Annotated in this window: 22 protein-coding genes and 1 pseudogene; 7 read left to right on the forward strand and 16 right to left on the reverse strand. The window is 58.5% G+C overall.

The annotated features are described in order from the left end of the window. Nucleotides 1-137: 137 nt before the first annotated feature. The 5 genes from Q0063_RS09305 to Q0063_RS09325 form a co-directional block, all read right to left on the reverse strand. Nucleotides 138-1,040, reverse strand: coding sequence for a glycerophosphodiester phosphodiesterase family protein (locus tag Q0063_RS09305; RefSeq protein WP_297871703.1), 903 nt, complete (start codon nt 1,038-1,040; stop codon nt 138-140). An 11-nt stretch (nt 1,041-1,051) separates the two neighbouring features. Beyond that, complete coding sequence (locus tag Q0063_RS09310; protein ID WP_297871704.1) at nt 1,052-1,912, reverse strand: ABC transporter permease; 861 nt, start codon at nt 1,910-1,912, stop codon at nt 1,052-1,054. Between the two features lie 15 nt (nt 1,913-1,927). Next, nucleotides 1,928-2,776 carry an ABC transporter permease gene (locus Q0063_RS09315; RefSeq protein ID WP_297871705.1) on the reverse strand — a complete coding sequence of 283 codons (849 nt, stop codon included), beginning with the start codon at nt 2,774-2,776 and terminating at the stop codon, nt 1,928-1,930. Between the two features lie 3 nt (nt 2,777-2,779). Continuing rightward, complete coding sequence (locus Q0063_RS09320; protein WP_297871706.1) at nt 2,780-3,841, reverse strand: ABC transporter ATP-binding protein; 1,062 nt, start codon at nt 3,839-3,841, stop codon at nt 2,780-2,782. 77 nt (nt 3,842-3,918) lie between these two features. Beyond that, nucleotides 3,919-5,130 carry an extracellular solute-binding protein gene (locus Q0063_RS09325; RefSeq protein WP_297871707.1) on the reverse strand — a complete coding sequence of 404 codons (1,212 nt, stop codon included), beginning with the start codon at nt 5,128-5,130 and terminating at the stop codon, nt 3,919-3,921. A 295-nt stretch (nt 5,131-5,425) separates the two neighbouring features. Here Q0063_RS09325 and Q0063_RS09330 point away from each other — a divergent pair, with 295 nt between their 5' ends. The 3 genes from Q0063_RS09330 to Q0063_RS09340 all read left to right on the forward strand — a co-directional run bounded on the left by Q0063_RS09330 (nt 5,426) and on the right by Q0063_RS09340 (nt 8,275). After that, the gene (locus tag Q0063_RS09330; protein ID WP_297871708.1) at nt 5,426-6,496 is read left to right on the forward strand and encodes a LacI family DNA-binding transcriptional regulator; all 1,071 of its coding nucleotides are present in this window, start codon (nt 5,426-5,428) and stop codon (nt 6,494-6,496) included. 622 nt (nt 6,497-7,118) lie between these two features. Next, nucleotides 7,119-7,598 (forward strand): hypothetical protein, encoded by a 480-nt coding sequence (locus Q0063_RS09335; RefSeq protein WP_297871709.1) that lies wholly within the window; start codon nt 7,119-7,121, stop codon nt 7,596-7,598. Next, the gene (locus Q0063_RS09340; protein WP_297871710.1) at nt 7,595-8,275 is read left to right on the forward strand and encodes a hypothetical protein; all 681 of its coding nucleotides are present in this window, start codon (nt 7,595-7,597) and stop codon (nt 8,273-8,275) included. Before Q0063_RS09335 ends, Q0063_RS09340 begins: the two co-directional genes overlap by 4 nt. On the opposite strand, the gene Q0063_RS14735 is transcribed toward Q0063_RS09340, so the two are convergent. Beyond that, nucleotides 8,253-8,399, reverse strand: a complete 147-nt coding sequence (locus tag Q0063_RS14735; protein WP_367180355.1) for a hypothetical protein — start codon at nt 8,397-8,399, stop codon at nt 8,253-8,255. The genes Q0063_RS09340 and Q0063_RS14735 overlap by 23 nt on opposite strands. Nucleotides 8,400-8,457: 58 nt before the next feature. Continuing rightward, nucleotides 8,458-8,736, reverse strand: coding sequence for a leucine-rich repeat domain-containing protein (locus Q0063_RS14740; RefSeq protein WP_367180354.1), 279 nt, complete (start codon nt 8,734-8,736; stop codon nt 8,458-8,460). A gap of 77 nt (nt 8,737-8,813) precedes the next feature. On the opposite strand from Q0063_RS14740, the gene Q0063_RS09345 reads away from it, so the two are divergent. Next, nucleotides 8,814-9,266, forward strand: a complete 453-nt coding sequence (locus tag Q0063_RS09345) for a GHKL domain-containing protein (RefSeq protein WP_297871711.1) — start codon at nt 8,814-8,816, stop codon at nt 9,264-9,266. Here Q0063_RS09345 and Q0063_RS09350 read toward each other — a convergent pair. Together Q0063_RS09350 and tnpA are read right to left on the reverse strand one after the other, a co-directional pair. Next, nucleotides 9,263-10,024: a LytTR family DNA-binding domain-containing protein gene (locus tag Q0063_RS09350; protein WP_297871712.1), complete on the reverse strand. Its 762-nt coding sequence runs from the start codon at nt 10,022-10,024 to the stop codon at nt 9,263-9,265. The two genes, Q0063_RS09345 and Q0063_RS09350, sit on opposite strands and share 4 nt — an antisense overlap. 364 nt (nt 10,025-10,388) lie before the next feature. Next, nucleotides 10,389-10,846 (reverse strand): annotated as a pseudogene (gene tnpA, locus Q0063_RS09355) (IS200/IS605 family transposase). Between the two features lie 477 nt (nt 10,847-11,323). Between tnpA and Q0063_RS09360 the strand changes: the two are divergent. The 3 genes from Q0063_RS09360 to Q0063_RS09370 are packed head-to-tail and all read left to right on the forward strand — an operon-like array spanning nt 11,324 to nt 14,298. Continuing rightward, the gene (locus Q0063_RS09360; RefSeq protein WP_297871713.1) at nt 11,324-12,271 is read left to right on the forward strand and encodes a BclA C-terminal domain-containing protein; all 948 of its coding nucleotides are present in this window, start codon (nt 11,324-11,326) and stop codon (nt 12,269-12,271) included. A gap of 13 nt (nt 12,272-12,284) precedes the next feature. Further along, nucleotides 12,285-13,271: a BclA C-terminal domain-containing protein gene (locus Q0063_RS09365; protein WP_297871714.1), complete on the forward strand. Its 987-nt coding sequence runs from the start codon at nt 12,285-12,287 to the stop codon at nt 13,269-13,271. 52 nt (nt 13,272-13,323) lie between these two features. After that, nucleotides 13,324-14,298, forward strand: coding sequence for a BclA C-terminal domain-containing protein (locus tag Q0063_RS09370; RefSeq protein ID WP_297871715.1), 975 nt, complete (start codon nt 13,324-13,326; stop codon nt 14,296-14,298). Nucleotides 14,299-14,939: 641 nt separating this feature from the next. Here the strand turns inward: Q0063_RS09370 and Q0063_RS09375 are convergent. The 7 genes from Q0063_RS09375 to argR all read right to left on the reverse strand — a co-directional run bounded on the left by Q0063_RS09375 (nt 14,940) and on the right by argR (nt 22,113). Then, complete coding sequence (locus Q0063_RS09375) at nt 14,940-15,683, reverse strand: hypothetical protein (RefSeq protein WP_297871716.1); 744 nt, start codon at nt 15,681-15,683, stop codon at nt 14,940-14,942. Between the two features lie 34 nt (nt 15,684-15,717). Next, nucleotides 15,718-16,893, reverse strand: coding sequence for a non-hydrolyzing UDP-N-acetylglucosamine 2-epimerase (wecB, locus tag Q0063_RS09380; protein WP_297871717.1), 1,176 nt, complete (start codon nt 16,891-16,893; stop codon nt 15,718-15,720). Beyond that, nucleotides 16,890-18,242 (reverse strand): MraY family glycosyltransferase, encoded by a 1,353-nt coding sequence (locus tag Q0063_RS09385; protein ID WP_297871718.1) that lies wholly within the window; start codon nt 18,240-18,242, stop codon nt 16,890-16,892. Before Q0063_RS09385 ends, wecB begins: the two co-directional genes overlap by 4 nt. Nucleotides 18,243-18,254: 12 nt before the next feature. Beyond that, a complete protein-coding gene (trpS, locus tag Q0063_RS09390; RefSeq protein WP_297871719.1) occupies nt 18,255-19,307 on the reverse strand; it encodes a tryptophan--tRNA ligase in 1,053 nt (350 codons plus the stop codon). Between the two features lie 245 nt (nt 19,308-19,552). After that, nucleotides 19,553-21,241, reverse strand: coding sequence for a DNA repair protein RecN (gene recN, locus Q0063_RS09395; protein WP_297871720.1), 1,689 nt, complete (start codon nt 21,239-21,241; stop codon nt 19,553-19,555). Between the two features lie 39 nt (nt 21,242-21,280). After that, a complete protein-coding gene (locus Q0063_RS09400; RefSeq protein ID WP_297871721.1) occupies nt 21,281-21,667 on the reverse strand; it encodes a hypothetical protein in 387 nt (128 codons plus the stop codon). Next, nucleotides 21,664-22,113, reverse strand: a complete 450-nt coding sequence (gene argR, locus Q0063_RS09405; protein ID WP_297871722.1) for an arginine repressor — start codon at nt 22,111-22,113, stop codon at nt 21,664-21,666. The genes Q0063_RS09400 and argR overlap by 4 nt, the downstream gene beginning before the upstream one ends. Between the last annotated feature and the right edge of the window lie 50 nt (nt 22,114-22,163).

Here is a 22,163-nt window from a genome sequence, read left to right on the forward strand (position 1 = left end):
TTTTACTGCTGCTTCCTTATTTTGTCCTGCGTTTGTTTGAAGACACCCTCTAGGGTCTTGCAGGGCATTCCTACCACTTTGCTTCTCTTCCATAAAGCGCCCGGCTTTCCCGGCGGGACGGGCCGCCCGGTTCGCCGTTACCGCCGCTTATCCGCGCCGCCGTGTTCCGCCAGCCACCAGGCGGAGTATGCCTCCGGGAAGTTGGTCTTGAAGCCCAGCACCCCGAGATCTTCCAGCTGCGCCCACCAGGCCGGGTAGTCCCCCAGGTTGGACAGCACAAAAATTCCCCGGTTCGCCAGCCACTGCACGTCCTCCCGGGAAAACGCCTCCGCGTTCAGCCCCACCTCGAAAAGGTCCATTTCCTGAATGAAGCGCTTGGTCTCCTCGTTCAAAAAACGGATATTCGCCCCCAGTCGCAGTCCCTCCGGCTTTCCCTGGGCACGCAAGGCGCTTTGAATCTCCCGGTTGTAGTCCGGTACGCCGGAAAAGAGGATGTACCGGCTGAGATTTGGCGAGCCCTCCAGAATCTCCAGCATTCGCGGCATGACGCCGGCGGCCTTGACCTCGATTTCCACCGTCACAGGCTGCGCCTGCCGGGAAAACCACTGGTCGAAGTCCGCAAAGCGCATGAGGCGGGCCATCCGTCCGTCTCTGGCCAGGGCCGTTTCGTAATCGCTGCCATCCTCCTGCCCCATGAGCCGTTCCGGCATAATGGACATAAATTCCACATCCGAGTGGTCCGGAAGCTCCCGGGAGAGCAGATGGTTAGCATAGGGAATCTCTACGGAGGCAATTTCTTCCCAGGTCATGTCCCGAATGCTCCGGTAGCAGACCCCGGCGGGGCGCCCCAGGGTCATACGGGTGAAGTTTTTGTCGTGGGCGACCACAACCTCCCCGTCTTTTGTTAGCTGGATATCAATTTCTATGCCCTCGTAGCCGCCGTCCACCGCGCCCTGAAACGCCCCCAGGGTATTTTCCGGGGCAGCCTGGGCCAGCCCACGGTGAACGAACCGCATGGGTCCTGTATATGTACCTTGCATTGTATTCCCCCTTACATTTTTCCAAGGGCCGCGCCCATATACTCGGTCTTGACACATCTTTCCACAATCATCAGCAGCGCCAGATTCGGAATCAGCAGAATCAGTGAAACCACCGAGGCGCGCGTCTGGGAAAAGCCCTCTCCCAGGTAGGTAAACAGAACAGTGGGCAGGGTTTTCACTGCCGGCAGGCCGATGATAAAGGTCATGGTGAATTCCTCCATGCTGTTGATAAAGGTGAAAATGGAGCCGGACACGACGCTGGGCAGAAGCATGGGAAGATAGACCTCCTTCAGCCGCACCCACGGTCCGGCGCCCAAATTGGAGGCTGCGTCCAGAATATCCTGGGGCATGGACTCAAAGCTCACCACTAAAATCCGAAGCATGTAGGGAATGCCAATCAGGGTGTGCGCCAGAATCACTCCGGTATAGGTGCCGGAAAAGCCCATGTAGTAGAGGACCCGTCCGACATAGATGGACATCGCCATTCCTGGCAGAATCATAGGCAGGAGAATGGCCGTCTTAAAAATCTGCTTTCCCCGCAGGTTCCGCCGTCCCAGCGCGTAAGCCGTCGGCATGGCAAAGAGGAAGGAGAGGAGCGTCGTGCATATGGCAATGAAAAAGCTGTTTCCCATGGCCGAGCCGATCTTCGTGTGCTTGATAACATACTCCCAGTTGGTCAGCGCCAGCCCCTTGGGCAGCAGATCTGGGTAGTTCCAGCCCTTCTGCGGGTCCACCAGGGACCAGAGCACGGAGTAGCCCATGGGAATTACAATCCATGCGATAAACAGCATGATAAAGGCAAAAGGAAGCATCAGGCGCAAAAGCCGCTTCATCAAAATGCGGGGATCTCCGGTTTTCGTCCGATTGTTCATGTTTCAGCCCCTTTCCTATGAAAGCTGCTTGGCCAGGCGGTTTCCAAGCCAGGTGTACAGGGAGACGAAAATCACAGCGGTAACCATCATCAAGCATCCGATGCAGGCGGCGGTGTGCCAATCGTTATAGAGATACGCCTGCTTGTGCATCAGGTTGGAGAGGGTACTGGGATAGATGGGGCCCATAACCCGGGAGATGGTATAGTCGTTGAAGATTTTAATAAAGGTCATGATGACGGCGACCAGAGCCGAGGGCATCGTCAGCGGCAGGGTGATCTCCCAAAACAGACGGAGCCGCCCCGCGCCAAGGTTCCGCCCCGCGTCCAGAACGTCCTTGCGGACAGACTCAACGGAGGAATAGACTATCAGGAGCATGAAGGGCACGTTCTTCCACACCTGGGTCGCCAGCGCTCCCACGCCCCAAGGGTCGTTGCGCAGTACCAGCGGCTCCTGGATGAGGCCCAAGCCGCCCAGCACGGCATTCAGAATCCCGTTATAGTTCAGCACGTTCGTGATGATAAGGCACACTACCAGCGCCGGAATAAACATCGGAATTTTCAGCAGGGAGAGCCAGGTTTTGCTCCAGGGCATGTTTTTGACAATCAGGGACAGCGGATAGACAATGGCGATGCAGATCAGGGACGCACAGACCGCGATTTTCAGGGAGTAAATCAGGTTGTCGTAGAAATTAACCTGAAAGAGCCCCTTCCAGTATTCCATGGAAAAAGAGGATTCTCCCGTGAAATTCAAAAACCCCACGCTCTGCAATGCCATCATAACAATGGCGGCCCCCAAAAACAAGGCCACAAATCCAAGCCCCGGCAGAAGAAGCAGGTAGCCCCACTCAAATTTTTTCTTTTTCATGGTTCAACCTCCTAGAATGCGGACCTTGTCCGGCGCCACGCGGAAGCAGATCGCCTCTCCCTCCGTCACATTCCAGTCCTTTGCGATGCTGGCCCGGATCTGTTCCGTTCCGATATCCACGAACATATCCAAAAGATTGCCCATATACACGGCCGTCCGCACGGCGCCGCATATCTGGTTGGAGGACTCCCCCTTCCCGGATGGAAGCAGGTCCTCCGGCCGGATGCACAGATATCCCTCTGCCCCGGCGGGAAGATCGCAGTCCGCGTCTACGGCGCGCAGTTCCCCATAGGGGCTTTGCACCAGGTATTCCATTCCGGTCCGCTCCAAAATCCTGCACGGAACAATGTTGGCCGTGCCTACAAAGTCCGCCACAAACCGGCTGTTGGGCCGGTCGTAAATGTCCCGGGGCGGTGCGTTCTGGATGATGCACCCGGCGCTCATGGTAATGACCTGATCACTGATGGCCAGGGCCTCCGCCTGGTCGTGGGTGACGTAGATGGCGGTGATGCCGAGCTTCTTCTGCACCTCGCGGATTTCCACCCGGACCTTCTCCCTCAGCTTGGCGTCCAGATTGCTGAGCGGCTCGTCAAACAGCAGAAGCTGGGGCCGGACGACGATGCACCGGGCCAGAGCGACCCGCTGCTGCTGTCCGCCGGAGAGCTCGTAGGGACGGCGCTCTCCCAGTCCGGTCAGGTTCACCATCGCCATGGCTTCCTCGACCCGCTCCTTGTGCTCCTCCGGGGGAACCTTCCGCATCCGAAGGCCAAAGCGGATGTTTTCGTAGACGTTCTTATTAGGGAAAAGGGCGTAAGACTGGAAGCACATGGCGGCGTCCCTCTTGTTGGGGGGGACATCGTTGATGAGCTTGTCCCCGAAGTAGACCTCGCCCTGGTCGCACTCCAGAAATCCGGCGATTACCCGCAGAAGGGTGGTTTTTCCGCAGCCGGAGGGACCCAGCAGCGTGACAAATTGTCCGCCCTCAATGGCGAAGCTGACGTCGTCCAGGGCTTTATAGTCGCCATAATATTTTGTGAGATTTTGAACGCGCAGTCCCTGTGTCAATGCAACTCTCTCCTTTCATCAAGTCAGGAGGGCCGTTGGCGGCCCTCCTGACAGTCGTCTGCGGGAAGGGATTGTGCTTACTGGAGGACATTGGTGGTAAAGTCCTTGATATACTGCGTCTTATAGCACGCGGCCATCCAGTCCGTATTCCGCGCCCGGTCCTCCGGGGTAAGCAGGCAGATGCCCTGCTCCAAATCCGTTCTTCCGGTCATGTTCTTGGTATAGTCCGCCTGGGCGGTCTGGCCCTCCTCAGAGGTCAGCCAATTGGTAAAGAGCAGCGCCGCGGCGGGGTGGGAGGCGTTTTTCACCAGGGACATGACCTCGCCGGAGTAGCAAAGGCCCATCTCGGGGACGTAAAAGCCGTGGTTGATGCTCAGATTCCCCTGGCTGGCGGCGTTATATACGCCGGAGTTCCAGGCCGTGACCAGCCACACCTCGCCACTGTTGAGGCGGCTGATACCGTCCCCGTTGCTGGTGGTAAAGGTAATTTTGTCTTTATAGAGGTTGAACCAGTCCCAGACGGCGGACCATTTCTCCAAAAGAGCCGGATCGCAGACGCCGTCCTCGGCAAGAAGATACTGATCCAGTCCGCCGGTGAGGTTAGCGATAATGCTCTCCATGACGCCCTGGCCCGTGCCTCCGTTTTCGGGGATGCACATGGCGAAGCGGCCGGGGTTTTCATTGATAAACGCTTCGAGCTCCTGGAAGGTCTGGGGAAGGGCGTCCCCGCTTATCTGGTCAGCGTTGTAGAGGAATCCCGCCGGAGAGGTGGATACGGGCACCCACCAGCCCTGATCGTTGCTGACGCCCTCTTTCCGCACGCTGAGTCCCGGAACCAGGGAGTCCTTGTACTCCATGACATCCAGTATTCCAGGCAGCAGCGCATCCGCCCCGAGGAGGCCGTTCACGGTTTCGCCGGAAAGGAACATCACGTCAATGGAGGCTTTGCCGTCCAGCTCCGTGAGGACCTTGTCCATGACTGTGGTCTTTTCACCGGCCAGAACGTTCACCTTGACGCCGTAGCGGGCCTTGAAGGTGTCGGCCACCTGATTCCACTCCGCCTCGTCGTTCCACACTGCAAAGGTAAGTTCGCCTTCCTGCTTGGCGGCGGCTTCAATGTCCTCCCAGGACCAGGAGAGCAGGTCCGCGCCGCTGCTATAGGCAGGCGCCGCGCCAGTTCCGCCGTCTCCTCCGTTCCCGCCGGCGGCCGGAGGGGTCTTTTCTCCTCCGCAGGCGGTCAATGCGAGCAGGATAGTGAAGGCCAGCAAGAGACTTCCGATTTTTTTCATGTGTGTTCCTCCTTTTTTGGATGTATAGTGCACGTGCACGTTACTATTTTAGGATATCAAGGCAGTCTAGGTAAGTCAATAGAATAAAGCCCAATTTTTTGAGGAAATCCTTGTGTGATTTATAGAAATTATGAATATAACAACAAAAATTTGCTTAAAATTTTAGCATATAATCCAATTTTATCTCTACATCCTCCCTTTAAAAACGCACGAAAATGCACGTTCTGCTTGACAAGAAAACACGCGTGCGCTATATTATTATGTGCTTTTAGGCTGGGGGGGAGCATTTGAAACAATGAAGGTCACGTTGAAGCAGATTGCCGATATCGCCGGCGTCTCCCGTGGAACCGTGGACCGTGCGCTGCACGGACGCGGCGGGGTTAACCCGCAGGTTCAGGAGCAGATTCTGGCCGTTGCCAGGGAGCTGGGCTATCGGCCCAATATTGCCGGGAGGCAGCTCTCCGCCCGGAAGCTGTCTTTAAAATTTGGATTTATTCTGCCCAAGTGGTCGGCCACCGGGTTTTGGGCCGACGTCCACCGGGGCATTGATCTCGTCTGCGAGGAGCTGGCGGACTACGGCGTCAAAATTATCCGGGAGACCTATGTCAAGTATGCCGCATCGGAGGTGCTGCCCCTCATTGACCGCTTGCTGGACGAGGGGATTTCCGGTCTTGCAATTGTGCCGATCAATGATCCCGCCGTGCAGGCGCGGCTCAACGAGCTGATTGCCGGGGATTTTCCCGTGGTCTTGGTCAACTCCGAGGCGGAAGGCGTGGAACCCTTGTGTTATATCGGCTCCGATTACCAATTCAGCGGCCGCACCGCCGCAGGTATCCTGGACCTTATCAGGAAAGACCAGTACATTGAGCTGCTGGTCTTCACAGGCACGGAGGCCATGCTCAGTCACACCTGGCGCATTACCGGCTTTTTGCAGGAAATGTCGAGGATTCATCCGGAGTGCCATCTGATTGATATCTATAAGCTTTTCAGCAAAACAAACACCCCGGATGACCACGGGGCGTATCTCATCGCCCGGGATACCCTGGAAAAGCATCCGGAAGCGACGGCCGTGTTTACCGCCGCCGGAGCGATACATTCCGTCGCCCAGGCTATCCGGGATACCGGGAGAATCGGGCGGGTCGCTCACATTTCTTTTGACATGAACAGCGTTACCCACGCCCTGCTGCAGGACGGTTCGATGACCGCCATCATCGGTCAGGAATCTGTCAAGCAGGGTTACCAGCCCATTAAGGTCTTGTTTGACTACCTGGTGAATAAAATCCATCCGCTGAACCGGAGAATTATTTTGCGGAATGAGATTTTCATACGCCAAAATTCAAGTATGGACGATTCCTCGTATTTATAGTACAGGCGAACGAAGACGGGACAGGACTACACGGGCCCCCGGCAGCTGTGCAAAAAATAAAATCCCCCGCCTTACCTGACGCGTCGCTGAGACTTGCAGGTCCGGCGGGGGATATTCGTTTTCTTCCAAAGGGGAGCGCCGTGCGCTTTGACATAGGCACGTTTTGCCGCCCGGCGCCGGCAATGGCTGCAATACGCTGTTCTGCCTGATAAAGATGTCGTTCAGCATCAGGATGCGGCGGTTTTCAGGAGTCAGCCCGCCTGACAAATAATCCAGAAGAAATGACAGAGGAACTGGACCAATCTTATCTCAGCAGTGATTTACCCCGACTTCCAAAGGCTTTGGAGAATGCAAACAAGGTCATCGTTCCGCCCTTTATTCCAATTTCCTATCATCGAGAACTGATTCAAGGTTTCTCACAAAGCGTTTCTTCGATGTTTGCCTGTCTCAATCAGGAGGATGACTGCCTGCTGTTAATGCACCCGGAGGCAACAGGTCATTATTTCCTTTTGACCCGGCAGCCCCTCCCCTATTCTTTCGTTCAGGAGATGGAAGGAAAACGGGATTGCTATTCTCAGATGATTGACCATGATGATCTTAAAGCAAAGGAACATCTGTATCTATGTGCTGCATGTCAAAAAATTGTCTGTCAATACCCACCATGCAGAAAACAGATGGCCCATATGAGGTAGATCTGCACCAGCTTAATAAGTGGGAAGCGGCAGTAGTGGCCGGCGCAGAAGAATTGGCTGTAGATTTGGGCAGCCGACTACTCCAGGCAGAGGGGACTGTAATCCATTCATTTCAAATACATAGAGGAAAGGCGTTATATGGCCTGTTTCCCAGAGATATTTCGATGGCAGAAGAGACAATTTGCTCTCTTAAAGAGGGTGGGTTTCCCCGTCTTAATACAACAGCAAATGAATCTGCCCAACGCTTAGGCCAGGCTTTTCAGGATATATTGAGTCAAAATGAGCAAGGGGTCAACGACTATTTGACAGAACAGTTGAACTGTGAACGCAAGGGCTATCATAGCGGCGTTTTTCTCAACCTTGATTTACTTGCAGTGGCAAAGATTGCTGCAAGGTGGAAAAGGAGATGAGCAGAGGAAACATCCCCTATCACCGGCATACCAGCCAGTGGAACAAGCACATGGTCAAGCGGATTCTGGAGAATGGGAAATACCTGGGGACAGGCGTCTACCCCCGGCTCATCAGCGATGAGGAGTTCCTTGCGGTGCAAATTCAGAGGGAGGACAAAACTGACTATATCCCCTGCCCCACTGAGTTGAGTCCTATCCGGGAAAAAGCTGTGTGCGCAGTATGCGGAAGCAGGATTGCACGGGACACCAAGTCCCATGGCCGGCCCCGCTGGGTCTGCACCAGTCCAGACTGCGGAGCAATCGTCCACATCAGTGATGAGGAGGTACTGAAACGGGTATCCCAGCGGCTCCGCCAGCTGGCAAACTCCCCTGACCTGCTGACCCCGCCGCCCACGCTGGAGGCTGTCCCTTCTGCGGATGCCCTGCGCATCCAAAATGAGCTGAACGTATGCTTTAATCGCTCGGACATCAACCCGGACTACATGAAGACGCTGATCTTCGCCGCCGCCGCGGAGCGGTACGCCGTCCTGCCGGACCTCACGCCGGTTCATGATATAGAGGCGCTTCGGAAGCGGCTGGAAACCGGCCCCGCCAATGGCAGCGACCTGCGGGAGCTGTTGGCGAAAGCGGTAAAAGCCGTCCGTGTCGGCGGACCTAACTACATAGAACGGCAGTGAGGGTGATTTCCTCCCCCTCCGCCGCGAAATTGGAAGACGCGGACGCCGTGCCGCCTTCCGTCGCTGTTACCGTTATAGAATACATGCCTTTCACTTCAAAACTGTTGCTAAGGCCAGCATCCATCAGCACCGCCCTGTAAGCCTCCTCCGCCCCGGCTGGGACCCGGATTTCCTTGAGATTCTCACAGTTTGCGAATGCGTTCTTGCCGATCGTTGGCGGGGGGATTGCTGGTAAAGGTTATAGCGGTCAAATTGGTGCCGTCGTAAAATGCGCCATTCTCAATTCTGGTTACGCTGTCGGGCAGTGTGATATTCGTAAGGCTGGTACAGTTCACAAACGCATACGGCCCAATTGTAGTTAAGCTATCGGGCAGCGTGATTTCCGTAAGGTTGCTACAGTTCCTAAACGCGTTTGCCCCGACGGAGAGGACGAGGTCGCCGTCAACGGGTTCAAACGCCACGCTTTTAATCTCGCCCGCTCTCCCATACCATGGGGGAATCCCCGGGTGCAAAGCCCGGCATTGGCCTGGATAGGTCTATGCCGGGGCTAGGGTCGATGGTGAGCCTGCCGTCGCTGTCCAGCTCCCAACGCCAGGGGACGGTACCGGCCGGAAAATCGCCGGAAGCAACCACCTCCGCCGCCGGAATCGCGGTGGAAATTGCCCGGATGAAGGCGCCGGACACGCTGCCTCTGACGGACGCGGAGTTGTGTTCCCTGATGATGAACCTGTTGGACAACGCGGTGGAGGGCGCTTCCGCTCCCGGGGTGAAGCGGCCTTATATCAAGCTGGATTTTTCTGTGAAGGAGCATTTTTTTGCAGTTTCCTGTGAAAACGCCTCGACGATGGAGCATATTCAGAAAGAAGCCGCGCCGGGGCACGGTTTGGGCCTCAAAATTATCAGGCAGATTGTGGCGCGGTATGATGATCTTCTGGAAACGGAATATGGCGCAGACTTTTACTGCGTAAAGATGGCGATTCCGCTGGACTAACCCTGCATATATTCCAGCAGCCTCTTTTTCAAATCAGAGACGCGATGCTTGCTGACGGGGAGTATTCCAGCAAGTTCTATTTCACAGGAGCGCAGATGCTTGATAAAGGCCAGATTGACCAAAATCGTTCGATGGCAGAAGGTAAAACTCCGCTCCGGCAGCATGGCGGCCAGCTCGGAAATTTTGACGGAGGTTTCGATTGGCCCGCTGGTGAGCTGAAGCCTTGACCCGCGCTCCCACGATTCCACGTAGATGATGCCGGAGGGGGCCAGCTTGCTCTGGCCCTTTTCCGTGGGCAGCAGAATTTCTTTTTTCTCGCAGAAGGTTTTGTAGCAGTACAGCAGGGCTTCCCGGAGCCGTTCCGTCCGGAAGGGCTTTGCCAGATACCGGGCGGCGGATACCTCGTAGTCCCGCAGGGCCATTTCCCGGTTGGAGGAAATGAAGATGATGGCGGTGCCGTCCCCCAACTTCCGCAAGGCGGCGGCAAGCTCCATTCCGTCCGGGCCCTCCATCATCACGTCCAGCAGGAGAATGTGAAATTGTGCGCCGCCTTGAATGGCGGAGAGCAGGGCCGTGGCGCTGTCAAAGCCGGAGAGGGCACAGGACAGTCCCTCTGCTGTCATGATGTCCGTTGTCAGCGTCTCCGCCTGCTGGCGGTCCATGGTTTCATCGTCGCAGACGGCGATTTGCAGTTGCGGGTTGAGATGTTCCAGCATGATGTGGCCCTCCCGGATGGTTTTCTCTGTATAGTATACCACGGATTCCCGGGGGCGCAAGGGCGGGGTGAGGATGAAAAACGCCCTGTGCCGACTGGAACCGTCAGCACAGGGCGATAAATGATGGGTCTGAGGGGGAAGCAGGCAGGGGCGCCTTATGCAAAGAAAGCTGTTATGAAAAGAAGCGGAGCAAATTTCGCAATAATCCAAGGAATTTGCTCTGCCTTTCTTTGCATAAAGATAACCTGTCCGCCACTATACTGTATGATTACGGTGAAGGTGACCAACAAAGTTCAATAGGAACCCCCCGGCAAAGCCGGGGGTTCTTCATAGACGGGCAAAGCCCTATGTTACCAGCGAGCGCGTCCCGTCGCGCAAGTACGGTCTGACAGCCGCGAGAGCTCTGCTACTTGCCGCCCGTAAACGGGCTCAGAAATTTCCCATCGTCAGTTGTTCTCCTGCCTTGTCTTCATCCAACTGGTGCTGGATATACTCTGCAATCTTTTTTGCATTCTTTCCCGCTATATCTACATAGTAACCTCTGCACCAGAATTCCCGGTTCCGATACTTATACCGCAGTTCCGGGAACTTCTCATAGATCATCAGGCTGCTCTTCCCCTTCAGATATCCCATGAAGCTCGACACCGCCACTTTAGGCGGAATCTCTACCAACATGTGGATATGATCCGGACACGCTTCTGCCTCTATGATCTTTACCTTTTTCCACGCACACAGCGTTCGCAGAATTTCTCCTATCTCTCGCTTCTTTTCCCCATAGAACACCTTCCTGCGATATTTCGGCGCAAACACTATATGGTATTTGCAATTCCACTTCGTGTGTGATAAACTGCTTATGTCATTCACTCGGATGACCTCCCTTTGCTTACTTGATGCAGCTGCCAGACCGCATCTCTATTCTAGAGCAAAGGGAGTTTTCTTGTCTACATCATCGCCATTAGGCTTCTTTTGAACCACTCGCCTAGCGAGTGGTTTTCTTTTATACAACAAAGTGCCATGTACTCTCGAATAGTACATGGCACTGCTTGTATTGGGATAGACTTTTGGGGGCTGGCTGCTTTAAGGCTTACATTTTACTCCCCATAATGATAGCTACACACTATTACAATTACAACAAAATTCTTTATTCAACACAGCTTATACATCAAGATTCCAAAAACCCGGGGTCCAGTCTATGACAAATTGAGCAGGGAGGTTCCAGAAAGAACCCGCCGGCTGGCAGACACATAAACTGTTCCGAGGGCCGCACTGGTCAGGAACCTTTCCTGCTGTTATGCCGGCGCTTTCCTGGCGCGCGCCCTCATTCAGAAAGGAGATTGTTTTATGTCTCTGCCCAGCTTTCCCAACATTGACCCGCCTATCCAGCGGGAAGATGCAGTCAACCAGATTCTTTCCTCCATCGCCATGGAGGAACTCGGCCTGAGTCACATTCTCAACGCTGAGGGCGAGAAGCTGCAATATATCCTCGGCACCCTGCCCGGCCTCAGCGGCCCTGCCGCTACCGTGGAAGATGTGCTGTCCGCTAATGAAAGCGTCCGGAACCTGTTGAAGACCGCTGTGCAAAACCAGCTCTTCCTGAAGTCCAAGATGCAGGGGGCGCTGGAGGCGTCTCCCCTGCAGGGTCCCACCGGACCCAACGGCCCCGCAGGCCCCGCAGGCGCTGCCGGAGCCACTGGCGCCGCTGGCGCTGCCGGTCCCACCGGAGCCGCCGGAGCTGCTGGAGCCACTGGCGCCACCGGCCCTGCCGGTCCCACAGGTCCCACCGGCCCCACCGGCGCGACAGGGCCCGCAGGCCCTACCGGACCGGATCTGATCGGTCCGGACGGTCCCACGGGACCCACCGGCCCTGCGGGACCCACCGGTCCTGTTATCATTGACTTTGCCTATGCCGCTAACGCCGGCGCAGCCGTGATCCCTGTGAATGGCCTGGTGCCTCTGCCGAACGACCAGGTGAAGGCCAAGGACATCACCGTCAGCCCCGACAGCACCAAGTTTACCGTGAAGACCGGCGGGGTCTATCAGGTTGGGTATGTCGTCAATACCGACAAAGCCCTGACCGCCGGCGCCCGGCTGCTGGTCAACGGCACGCCCAGGGAAGCGTCCGCTGCAGGGGGGATCGCAGGATTGTCCCTGAGCCGGCTTTCCAACGAGGTCCTGCTGCGTTTGAGCGATAACGACGAAATTTCCTTGCAGATCTTCAATAATTCGATTGGTACGGCGCTGCTGCCTGCTCCCGTGGGGGCGTCCCTGAGAATCGTCCGGTTGAGTTAAGGAGGAACGCTTTATGTCAATGCCCACATTTCCCAAAAACGATCCTCCTCTGAGCCGCGAGGGAAGTCTTAACGAAATTATCGCTTCCATCGCCGCCGAGGAGCTGAGCCTGAGCCACATTCTCAACGCCGAGGGCGAAAAACTGCAATACGTCCTGGGGACCCTGCCCGGTCTGGATGAGGCGGCCTCGCTGGACGAGGTGCTCCGGATCAACCAGAGCGTAAAGGACACACTCTCCGGCATCATAGAGCAGCAAATGATGCTGTCTGCCAAGCTGAGCGCGGCCTTGAAGGCCCCCACCATTCCCGGCCCTGCCGGCCCTGCCGGTCCTGCTGGCCCCGCCGGCTCTGCCGGAGCTGCCGGGGCCACCGGAGCGGATGGCCCTGCCGGCCCCGCCGGAGCCGCCGGGGCCACCGGAGCGGACGGCCCCACCGGCCCTGCTGGGGCTACGGGCGCAGCCGGACCCACCGGGGCCGCAGGTCCGCAGGGTGTCACCGCAGAAGGCGTGGCTCGCAATGGCGCTACCGGTCCCACAGGCCCCGCCGGCCCCACCGGCCCCACCGGCCCCAACCCCACAGCTACCGCAGCCTTCGCCGCCAATATCCAAGGGCCTGACATCAACGTGCCGTCCTATTCCGGCGCTGTGATCCCTCTGCCGAACGGCCAGGTCATGTCCGCGGATATTACTGCCAAGTCGGAGAACACCGTGTTTCAGGTGAACAAAAAAGGCGTCTATTTGCTCTCCTACCGCGTGAATCTCACCAAGCCCGCGCAGGTAGGGACCAAGCTGCTCATAGACGGCACGGCGCGATACACTACTACGGTTATCCCCACGGTTCCTACTGCCAGCTTTGAGAGTCAGTATGTGTATCTTATGAACGCCGGCCAGACGCTCCAGCTCCAGCTGCGCGCGGCCCCCCTCGCCGGAATTTCTCCAAAGGCTCAAACTGTCACCCTGGCGGGCGCTTCTCTGAGTATCATCCTGCTGGAAGAGAGGTAATGAAGGGGCACATTCCTGGTGTGTACACCCACTTAGAAAGGGGATTATTTTAATGTCTCTGCCCAGCTTTCCCAATATTGACCCGCCCATCAAGCGGGAAGACGCAGTCAATCAAATCCTCTCCTCCATTGCCATGGAGGAGTTGGGGATGAGCCATATCCTGAACGCCGAGGGCGAGAAGCTGCAATATATCCTCGGCACCCTGCCCGGCCTCAGCGGCCCTGCCGCTACCGTAAAAGATGTGCTGAACGCCAATGAGAGCGTCAAGGAGCTGCTGGAAACCGCCACGCAGAACCAGCTCCTCCTGAAATCCAAGATGCAGTGCGCGCTGGATACCACCCCCGCACAGGGTCCCGCCGGCCCCGCCGGCCTCACCGGTCCCACCGGCCCTGCCGGACCCACCGGAGCCACCGGACCCACCGGTTCCGCCGGCGCGGCAGGAGCGGCAGGAGAGACAGGAGCCACCGGTCCCACTGGTCCTGCCGGTGCAACGGGTGCTGACGGCCCTGCCGGACCCACCGGTCCAACGGGGCCTGCCGGAAGATATGCCCCAGGGGCCACTGGCCCCACGGGTCCTGCCGGTCCCACGGGTCCCACTGGCCCTAACGTCACAGCCACCCATACCTTTGCTACAAATTACACGGGAGGCACCGTCCTCCCCGATCCATTGCGCGACGGTCTATTGGGCGTCACGGTGCCTTTGCCGGATATCGGGCAGAGGTCCACAGATATTGGCTTCGATAAAGCCAACAGCGAGTTTATTGTTCAAAAAGACGGATACTTCCAGATTTCCTACAACCTCAATCCCTCCACACCGGTGGCAGGCACTGCTCAGATCGTAATCAACAATGAGATCAATAAAGCCTCCGTCATGACTTCGCAGTTGGCCGCAAACCACTTTTCCGGCACGATCCTGACACCGCTGCGCAAGGGCGACAGGGTTTCCCTGCGGGTGATCAGCGCCGCGCCGGTCGTGCTGCCGGCTCAGTCTGCCGGGGCCTCCCTGCTCATACTCTGCCTGGGCTAAGGTATCGGCTTCGGAAAAACGAAATCCGTATGAACCACAAAAGGGAAGCCATAAAGTAGGCGTCAAACCGGCCAGTCCAAAAGAGAGCCGCAGTGCTGAATCAAATCAGCGCTGCGGCTCATAAAAATTATGCAGCTGGGCAAGACTCAGGTGCATTTGCCGGGAGCAGCGGCAAAACCCTCCATGATACAATCCAGCGTTGGAGCGGGTTCCAAACCCCAGGTCAGACAGCAGAAGGGAGCCAGCCCAGTTTCCTTGACCGTCTCAATCGGGCTGTAAATCACCGCACAGACCTGAGCGTCCGGCAGTCTGTAAAATACCCGCCTTCCCAACGATTCCTTCCCATTAAAAGATACTCAGTCCAGACACTGCCCTGTGCGCCTTCAGCTGATTCACGCTCACCCCCTCCATCAGCCACCGGTACTGCTTACAGGCTCCGCTCCATTGCGTCTCCCCCCCTAAAAAATCTGTTTCGTTACAAGCAGCGCCATGTACTGTTCGAGCGTACATGGCACTTGATTGGACTCTATCGTATTTTCTCACTTTCGGCAGGCACTTTTTTGCGCTTTTTGCCTTTTTGCTTTTTTCTCCCTTTTCGCGGCTCCCTCCTCTGCTTCGGACGGAAAAGGCCGGCGTCCCCCTCAGTCCTCCGGCAGAGGACTGCCGTCCGGCAGGGTCAGCGCCGGCAGGTCCGCCTGCTCTCCGTCGGGGGCTCCCATGCGGTACACCGTTTCGCCGTTCAGCAGCTTTTCCGCCGCCACCAGCAGACCGCTGTTTACGCTGACCCAGTACCTCAGGGCGTACCCCGCCGGGTCCTCCGCCGTCTCCACGTAAATACAGCTCACATTCAGAAGCAGCCGGTAATCCGCCTCGGTAATGCTCTCCGGCGGCAGGTCCAGAATGTCCTCATAGGTGGGAATGGACTGCTCTTCGTCGGCGGAAATGCCCCCGGCAGGGGCGGAATAGACCGCCTCTTCCTGGTTGTACCAGATATACGTCACCCGTCCGTCGGTGAGGCTGTGCCGGACCTGTCCGTCGGGCATGGTCCTGTCCGTCCGGCTCCAGGCCCCGCTGACGGTCACGGTGGTATCATAGCGGCCGCTGCCGCCCTTCCAGAACTGCTCCACCGTCACTGTCCGGCTGTAGTGCTCCGGCCGCTCCAGGCTGGCAATGGCCAACTGTACGGTCTCCGGCGTAATCTCCACCAGAGTCAGCAGTCCGTCCGCGGTCCCGGCGTTGTCTTTGGAGACATCCGGCCCGTCCCCCGGCTCCGGCAGGGTGATGTGGGCGCTCCGGTGAAGACTCCGGCTCAGCATCAGCGCCACGATGACCACGGCCAGCGCCACAAAGCCCCATGTAATCCAGTTCAGGTTTCGTTTGTACACACTGACCTCCTTGCCGGCAGCCGCCGGGAACAGCCTACCGCTTCTGTTCAGGCGGCTCCGTCTGAAAATCGGCAGGAGGCTCAGAACGCAGACCGTAGCGCCACTCGATGGCGTCGGCAATGCGGCGGCAGGCCTGACCGTCGCCGTAGGGGTTCACGGCATGGGCCATTTCCTCATAGGCCCTCCGGTCCACAATCAGCCGCTTCCCCATGGTAACGATGTCATCCTGTACCACGCCGGCCAGCTTCACCGTGCCGGCGGTCACGGCCTCGGGCCGTTCCGTCTCCCGGCGGAGCACCAGCACCGGCTTGCCCAGGGCCGGGGCCTCCTCCTGAAGTCCGCCGGAATCCGTCAGGACCATATAACAGCGGGCCATGAGGTTGTGCATCTCATCGGCCGGCAGCGGGTCAATCAGGTGGACCCGGGGCGCGCCCCGCAGATACCGGTCCACCGCCTCCCGCACCACCGGGCTCAGATGGACGGGATAGACCAGCTCAATATCTGCATGCTCCTCGGCAAGCTGCCGCAGAGCCAGCATGATATTCTTCATGGGCTCGCCGTAGTTCTCCCGGCGGTGGCAGGTCACCAGCACCACCTTTTTTGTGTCATAGGGAATCCGGTTGAGCTCTTCCGTCGAAAAATGATAATCCTCCCGGACCGTGGTCTTCAGCGCGTCGATCACCGTATTGCCCGTGACGAACAGGTTCCGCTGATGCCCTTCCCGCACGAGGTTTTCCCGGTTTCCCGCCGTGGGGCAGAAATACATGTCCGCAATGCCGCTGACCAGCACCCGGTTCATCTCCTCGGGGAACGGGGCGTATTTGTGATAGGTCCGCAGGCCGGCCTCCACATGGCCCACGGGAATCTGGTGGTAGTAGGCGGACAGGGCCCCGGCGAAGGTGGTGGAGGTATCGCCGTGGACCAGAATCATGTCCGGCTTCAGCGCGTCGATGGCCTCGTCCATGCCCAGCAGACACCTGCTGGTAATGGCGGACAGGCTCTGCCGGGGGGTCATGATGTCCAGATCCCAGTCCGGCTTGACATGGAAGACCTCCAGCACGCTGTCCAGCATCTGGCGGTGCTGGGCGGTGACGCAGCAGAGGCTTTCCATCCCCTCCCGCCCGGCCAGCTCCTTCACCAGAGGGCACATTTTAATGGCCTCCGGCCGGGTTCCGAAGACGCTCATAATACGCAGCTGTTCCTTTTTCATAGCTTGTCCTTTCCAGACTTTTTCCGCCGCTTCTTTTTCTTTACGCCTTGCTGTTTTTTTGCGCTCTGCTGATTTTTTGTGCCTTGCTGTTCCTTTGTTCCCTGCTGACCCTTCGCGCCCTGCTGTTTCTTTGCGCTCTGCTTCCGTGATTCCTGCTTCTCCGGGCTCTGCCGGATTTTCACGCTCTGCCGGTCCTGCTGCTCTGTCCTTTTTTCCATGGACTCCGCCGCCGGGCCGGTTCCCCGCTCCTCATGGCGTCCGTGGTCCCGCAGCTCCTCCAGCTCCTCCTGAAGCTCCGCCCGGACCTCCTTGGGGAACACCACCCGGGCGGCCACCGCCGCCACGATGCACAGCGCCGCGAAAAAGACCATGGCCTTCTGTTCGCCTCCGGTGGTCAGCACCACGGCGGAGAGACCCAGAATGGCGGAAATCACATACAGCGTAGCCACCGCCTGTTTCTGGTTCAGGCCCATGTCGATGAGGCGGTGATGAATGTGGCCCCGGTCGGCGTGCATGGGGCTCTGGCCGTGGGCGATGCGGCGGATGAAGGCAAAGGCCGTGTCAAAGATGGGCAGGCCCAGAATCAGGAAGGGCACGGCGAAGGAAATCACCGCGTAGAACTTGAACAGCCCCTGAATGGACATGGTGGCCAGAATATAGCCCAGGAAGGTGGCTCCGGTATCCCCCATGAACATTTTGGCGGGGTTGAGGTTGTAGGGCATGAAGCCCACGCAGGCCCCCACCAGCGCCGCCATGACGATAGCCACCTGCGCCTCGGAGGCCAGCAGGGCAATCACCAGCATGGTGGTGGCCGAAATGGCGGACACGCCGTTGGCCAGGCCGTCCAGGCCGTCAATCAGGTTCACCGAGTTGGTAATGGCCACAATCCAGAGAACCGTGAAGGGGATGGACAGGGGGCCCAGCACCCAATAGAGATTGCCGGAGAAAATATTGGGGTTGGAAAAGGCCTGGATGACCACGCCGCTCATGGCGGGTATCAGCGCCGCTACAATCTGCACCACAAATTTCAGCATGGCGGGCAGGGCCATGATGTCGTCCACCACGCCCAGCACCACGATGATTACGGAGCCCAGCAGGATGCTCTGCATCTGGCTGTTGCCCCGAATATTCACCAGCAGCAGGATACTCACCATAAACCCGATGAAAATGGCCAGCCCGCCCAGCCGGGGAATGGGCACCTTGTGCATCCGGCGGGCGTCCTTGGGCACGTCCACCGCCCCCACCTTATAGGCAAAGGTCTTCACCACCGGCGTCATCAAAAAGCTGACCACAAGCGCCGTCAGCAGCGCCAGCGCCACATACGCGGTCAGCCGGTTGTCCAGGGTCATGCCGTTCCTCCTTTATCTTGCCAAAAGGCCCACTTTTTTAAAGACCTTGGAGAGGGTCCTGTTGGCTGTATAGGCGGCCCGCTCCGCGCCGGCGCGGTACACGCCTTCAAGATAGGCCTTGTCCGCCAGGAGATGCTCCGTCTCCTCCCGGATGGGACGCAGCAGCTCCACCACAGCGTCGCCCACAGTCTTTTTGAAGTCGCCGTAGCCGCGGCCCGCGAATTCCGCCTCGATGGCCTCAAAGGTCCGGCCGGTGGCAGCGGCGTAAATCTGCATCAGATTGGACACGCCGGGCTTGCCGGCGGGGTCGAAGCGGACGGAGGCGTCGGAATCCGTCACGGCCTTTTTGAACTTCCGGGCGATGTCCTCCGGCTTTTCCAGCATATAGACGCAGCCGTTGGGGTCCTTGTCGGACTTGGACATCTTGCTCTCCGGCGAAGTCAGGCTCATCACCCGGGCCCCCACCTGGGGAATATAGGGCTCAGGAATCTTGAACACATCGCCGTAGATGCCGTTGAACCGGCTGGCAATGTCCCGGCAGATTTCGACGTGCTGCTTCTGGTCCCCGCCCACCGGCACCAGGTCCGCCTGATAGAGCAGGATATCCGCCGCCATGAGGGCGGGATAGGTAAACAGGCCGGCATTGATATTGTCGGCATTTTTGGCAGACTTGTCCTTGAACTGGGTCATCCGGGAGAGCTCACCGAACATGGTATAGCAGTCCAGCACCCAGCCCAGCTGCGCGTGGGCGGGGACATGGGACTGGACGAACAGCACATTCTTCTCCGGGTCCAGGCCGCAGGCGATATAGGCCGCCACCTGGGTCAGGGTATGGCGGCGCAGCTCCGCCGGAACCTGGCGCACCGTCAGCGTATGGAGGTCCGCCAGCATGTAATAGCAGTCGTATTCGTCAGCCAGGGCGGCCCAATTGCGGATTGCGCCCAGATAGGAGCCCAGGGTCAGATCTCCGGAGGGCTGGATGCCGCTCAAAATTCTCTTTTTAGATATTTTTGCCGTTTTTTCCGTTTCAGCCGTTTTCGCCGTTGTAATTTTCTCCTGTTCCATTCCGCACCTCGTATCATGTAATCCCCGCCCCCAAAACCGGGCGGCAGTTTTTCGCAGTCCATTGTAGCACGGACGCCCCAAAAGTGCAACAGGCCGGAGGGAAAAAGCCCAGGCTTTCGCCGCCGGGAGGCAGATGGTTCCCTCCTCTAACCGGCCTGTCATCCAATTGAACACAATCGCCGCTCTGCGGGCCGCAGCCTTGTGCGCTGCCAAAAAAGGGGCCCGTCGGGCCCCTTTTCCTCTTCTCACGCCTTCAGTTTTTTCCGGTAGGCCTCCGCTCCGTCCAGCAGCTCCCCGGCGCTCTCCAGCAGGGCGTCCGTCACCTTAGACCCGCCGGTAATCCGGGCCAGCTCCGCCTTCCGGCGCTCCCGGTCCAGCAGCACAACATGTGTAAAGGTTCTTCCCTTGCTCTCTCCCTTCTCCACGGAGAAATGGGTGTCCGCCATGGCCGCCAGCTGGGGCAGGTGGGTGACGCAAAGAACCTGCTTTTGGCGGCTGACCTGGGCCAGCTTTTCTGCCACCTTCTGGGCCGCCCGGCCGGACACGCCGGTGTCCACCTCGTCAAAGACCAGGGTCCCAATGGCCTCCTGCTCCGCCAGCACATTTTTCAGCGCAAGCATGATTCGGGCCAGCTCGCCGCCGGAGGCGATTTTTGAGATGGGCTTCAGGTCCTCTCCGGCGTTGGCGGACATGAGGAAGCGCACCACGTCACAGCCATCGGCGGCGGGCTCCTTTTCCGTAAACTCAATGGCAAAGCGCACGCGGTTCATGTCCAGATCCCGCAATTCCTTCTGAATCCGGGCCTCCAGCTCCCCGGCGGCGACCTTTCTGGCCTCCGTCAGCGCCGCGCCGGCGGCAATCACCGCCTGTTCCGCCTTCTCCCGCTTCCGCTCCAGCAGAATCAAGGTATCGTCCGCCGTCTCAATGGCGTCCAGCTCCTTTCGACAGCGGTCCAGGTATTCCAGCATGTCTTCCACCGTGGCGCCATACTTCTTTTTCAGCCGGTACAGCTGGTCCGCCCGGCTCTCCGCCGCGTCCAGCTCCTCCGGAGAGAACTCGAAATTCCCCCGCAGGTCCCGAATGGTCTCGGCAAGGTCATACGCTTCACTGCGCAGCTCCCCCAAGCGATTGAAGGCCTCATTCAAAGCCTCGTCCAGGCCCCGGACCGAGGACAGGGCATCCTCAGCCCCCCCCAGCTGGCTCACCGCGCCGGCGCTGTCGTCGTCGCCGCTGAGGCAGTAGTCCGCCCCGGCCAGAGCCGAGAGATATTTCTCGCCGTTGCGCAGCAGGTTCCGGCGCTGGGTCAACTCCTCCTCCTCGCCGGGGCGCAGCTCCGCCCGCTCCAGCTCGTCAATCTGGAAACGGAGGCTGTCCACCCGGCGGGCCTTCTCCGCCTCGTCCATCTGAAGGGCCCGGATTTCCTCCCGGAGCTTCGCCAGCACGCCATAGGCAGCCCGGTAGGTTTCCAGAGGTTCCTCCGTCCGGCCGAAGCGGTCCAGATAGGCCCCGTGCTGCTCCTCGTCCAGGAGCTGGGCTCCGTCGTGCTGGCCGTGGATATTCAAAAGCTCCCCGCCGATCTGCCGCAGCTGGGACACGGTGACGGGCCGGCCATTGACCCGGCAGACGTTTTTCCCCTCGCCGGAAATTTCCCTCTGGAGCATCAGATTTCCGTCCTCGTCCGGCACAACTCCGTTCTCCGCCAGCCCCGGCAGGTCCGCCGGCACGCCGGAGAATTCGGCGCTGACAAAGGCCTTGGCCGCGCCGGTGCGGATTAAATCCCGGGAGGTCCGTCCCCCCAGCACCGCCCCCATGGCGTCAATCACGATGGATTTGCCCGCGCCGGTCTCGCCGGTGAGGGCGTTGAAGCCGGGGCGGAACTGGATATCCGCCTCCTCAATCACGGCTATATTCTCTATGTGCAGCAGCTCCAGCATACAACAAAAACTCCCTCTCAAGCTCTCCGAAATCCACACTCAACATGGAGAACGCCAGTCCTCCGAGACCTCCAGCCAGAAGCCCGGGGCCAGAGTACAGCTCAGCCGCCCTTCCTCCGCCGTCAAAAACGCCTCCAGTTCCGCCTCTCCCCGCCAAGGCCGAAGAAGCCGCAAAACGTTCAGCTCACTGTACCAGCCCGCCCGGTAACGGCAGGGCGGCCCGCCCATGCCGAGGACGGCGGTCTCCTCCGGCGGCACGTACTGCCAAAGGCTGTAGTCTGTGACGGCGATCCCGGCGGACCGGAGCGCTTTCAGGAACGGGCCGGCCTCCTCCCGGGGGCAGATACAGTCGATATACCCATTTCCCACGGGCTGGACGCCGTGCCGCTCTAAAAGCGCATCCAGCTCCTCTTTGGCCAGCCTCACAGGATGTCCTTGATCTCCTCGCAGAAGGCGGCGGCGGCCTCATTGTCCCGCATCAGCAGAAAGGCCGTATCATCCCCCGCAAGGGAACCCACAATGTCGTTCATCTCCATGTTGTCCAGCGCGGAACAGGCCCCGTTGGCCAGCCCCGGCATGGTCTTGAGGACCACGATATTCTGGGCGCAGTCGATGCTGACGATGCACTCCCGGAAAATGGTCTGGAGCTTCTCCGCAACGTTCAGCTTTGTGCGGTTGCCGGATACGGCATATTTGTAGTGCCCCCGGCCCATGGGCTCCTTGATGAGGTGCATCTGCTTGATATCCCTGGAAATGGTGGCCTGGGTGCTGTGAATGCCCCGCTCCTGAAGGCGGGAGAGCAGCTGTTCCTGCGTCTCGATATTTTCCTGGGAAATGATCTCCAAAATCATGGTCTGCCGGTTGTTCTTCATTCCTGCGGCCCCCTTGACAGCACTTTTTAACAAATCTTCCGGTCCGTCCG

Origin of the sequence: uncultured Oscillibacter sp., assembly GCF_947654275.1 — a bacterium.
Taxonomy (GTDB): Bacteria; Bacillota; Clostridia; order Oscillospirales; family Oscillospiraceae; genus Oscillibacter.

Coding starts and splice junctions, on each gene's coding strand:
- Q0063_RS09305 (WP_297871703.1), bottom strand. CDS start 1,040: ATGCAAGGTACATATACAGGACCCATGCGGTTCGTTCACCGTGGGCTG.
- Q0063_RS09310 (WP_297871704.1), bottom strand. CDS start 1,912: ATGAACAATCGGACGAAAACCGGAGATCCCCGCATTTTGATGAAGCGG.
- Q0063_RS09315 (WP_297871705.1), bottom strand. CDS start 2,776: ATGAAAAAGAAAAAATTTGAGTGGGGCTACCTGCTTCTTCTGCCGGGG.
- Q0063_RS09325 (WP_297871707.1), bottom strand. CDS start 5,130: ATGAAAAAAATCGGAAGTCTCTTGCTGGCCTTCACTATCCTGCTCGCA.
- Q0063_RS09330 (WP_297871708.1), top strand. CDS start 5,426: ATGAAGGTCACGTTGAAGCAGATTGCCGATATCGCCGGCGTCTCCCGT.
- Q0063_RS09335 (WP_297871709.1), top strand. CDS start 7,119: ATGTGCTGCATGTCAAAAAATTGTCTGTCAATACCCACCATGCAGAAA.
- Q0063_RS09340 (WP_297871710.1), top strand. CDS start 7,595: ATGAGCAGAGGAAACATCCCCTATCACCGGCATACCAGCCAGTGGAAC.
- Q0063_RS14735 (WP_367180355.1), bottom strand. CDS start 8,399: ATGGATGCTGGCCTTAGCAACAGTTTTGAAGTGAAAGGCATGTATTCT.
- Q0063_RS09345 (WP_297871711.1), top strand. CDS start 8,814: ATGCCGGGGCTAGGGTCGATGGTGAGCCTGCCGTCGCTGTCCAGCTCC.
- Q0063_RS09360 (WP_297871713.1), top strand. CDS start 11,324: ATGTCTCTGCCCAGCTTTCCCAACATTGACCCGCCTATCCAGCGGGAA.
- Q0063_RS09365 (WP_297871714.1), top strand. CDS start 12,285: ATGTCAATGCCCACATTTCCCAAAAACGATCCTCCTCTGAGCCGCGAG.
- Q0063_RS09370 (WP_297871715.1), top strand. CDS start 13,324: ATGTCTCTGCCCAGCTTTCCCAATATTGACCCGCCCATCAAGCGGGAA.
- wecB (WP_297871717.1), bottom strand. CDS start 16,893: ATGAAAAAGGAACAGCTGCGTATTATGAGCGTCTTCGGAACCCGGCCG.
- Q0063_RS09385 (WP_297871718.1), bottom strand. CDS start 18,242: ATGACCCTGGACAACCGGCTGACCGCGTATGTGGCGCTGGCGCTGCTG.
- trpS (WP_297871719.1), bottom strand. CDS start 19,307: ATGGAACAGGAGAAAATTACAACGGCGAAAACGGCTGAAACGGAAAAA.
- recN (WP_297871720.1), bottom strand. CDS start 21,241: ATGCTGGAGCTGCTGCACATAGAGAATATAGCCGTGATTGAGGAGGCG.
- argR (WP_297871722.1), bottom strand. CDS start 22,113: ATGAAGAACAACCGGCAGACCATGATTTTGGAGATCATTTCCCAGGAA.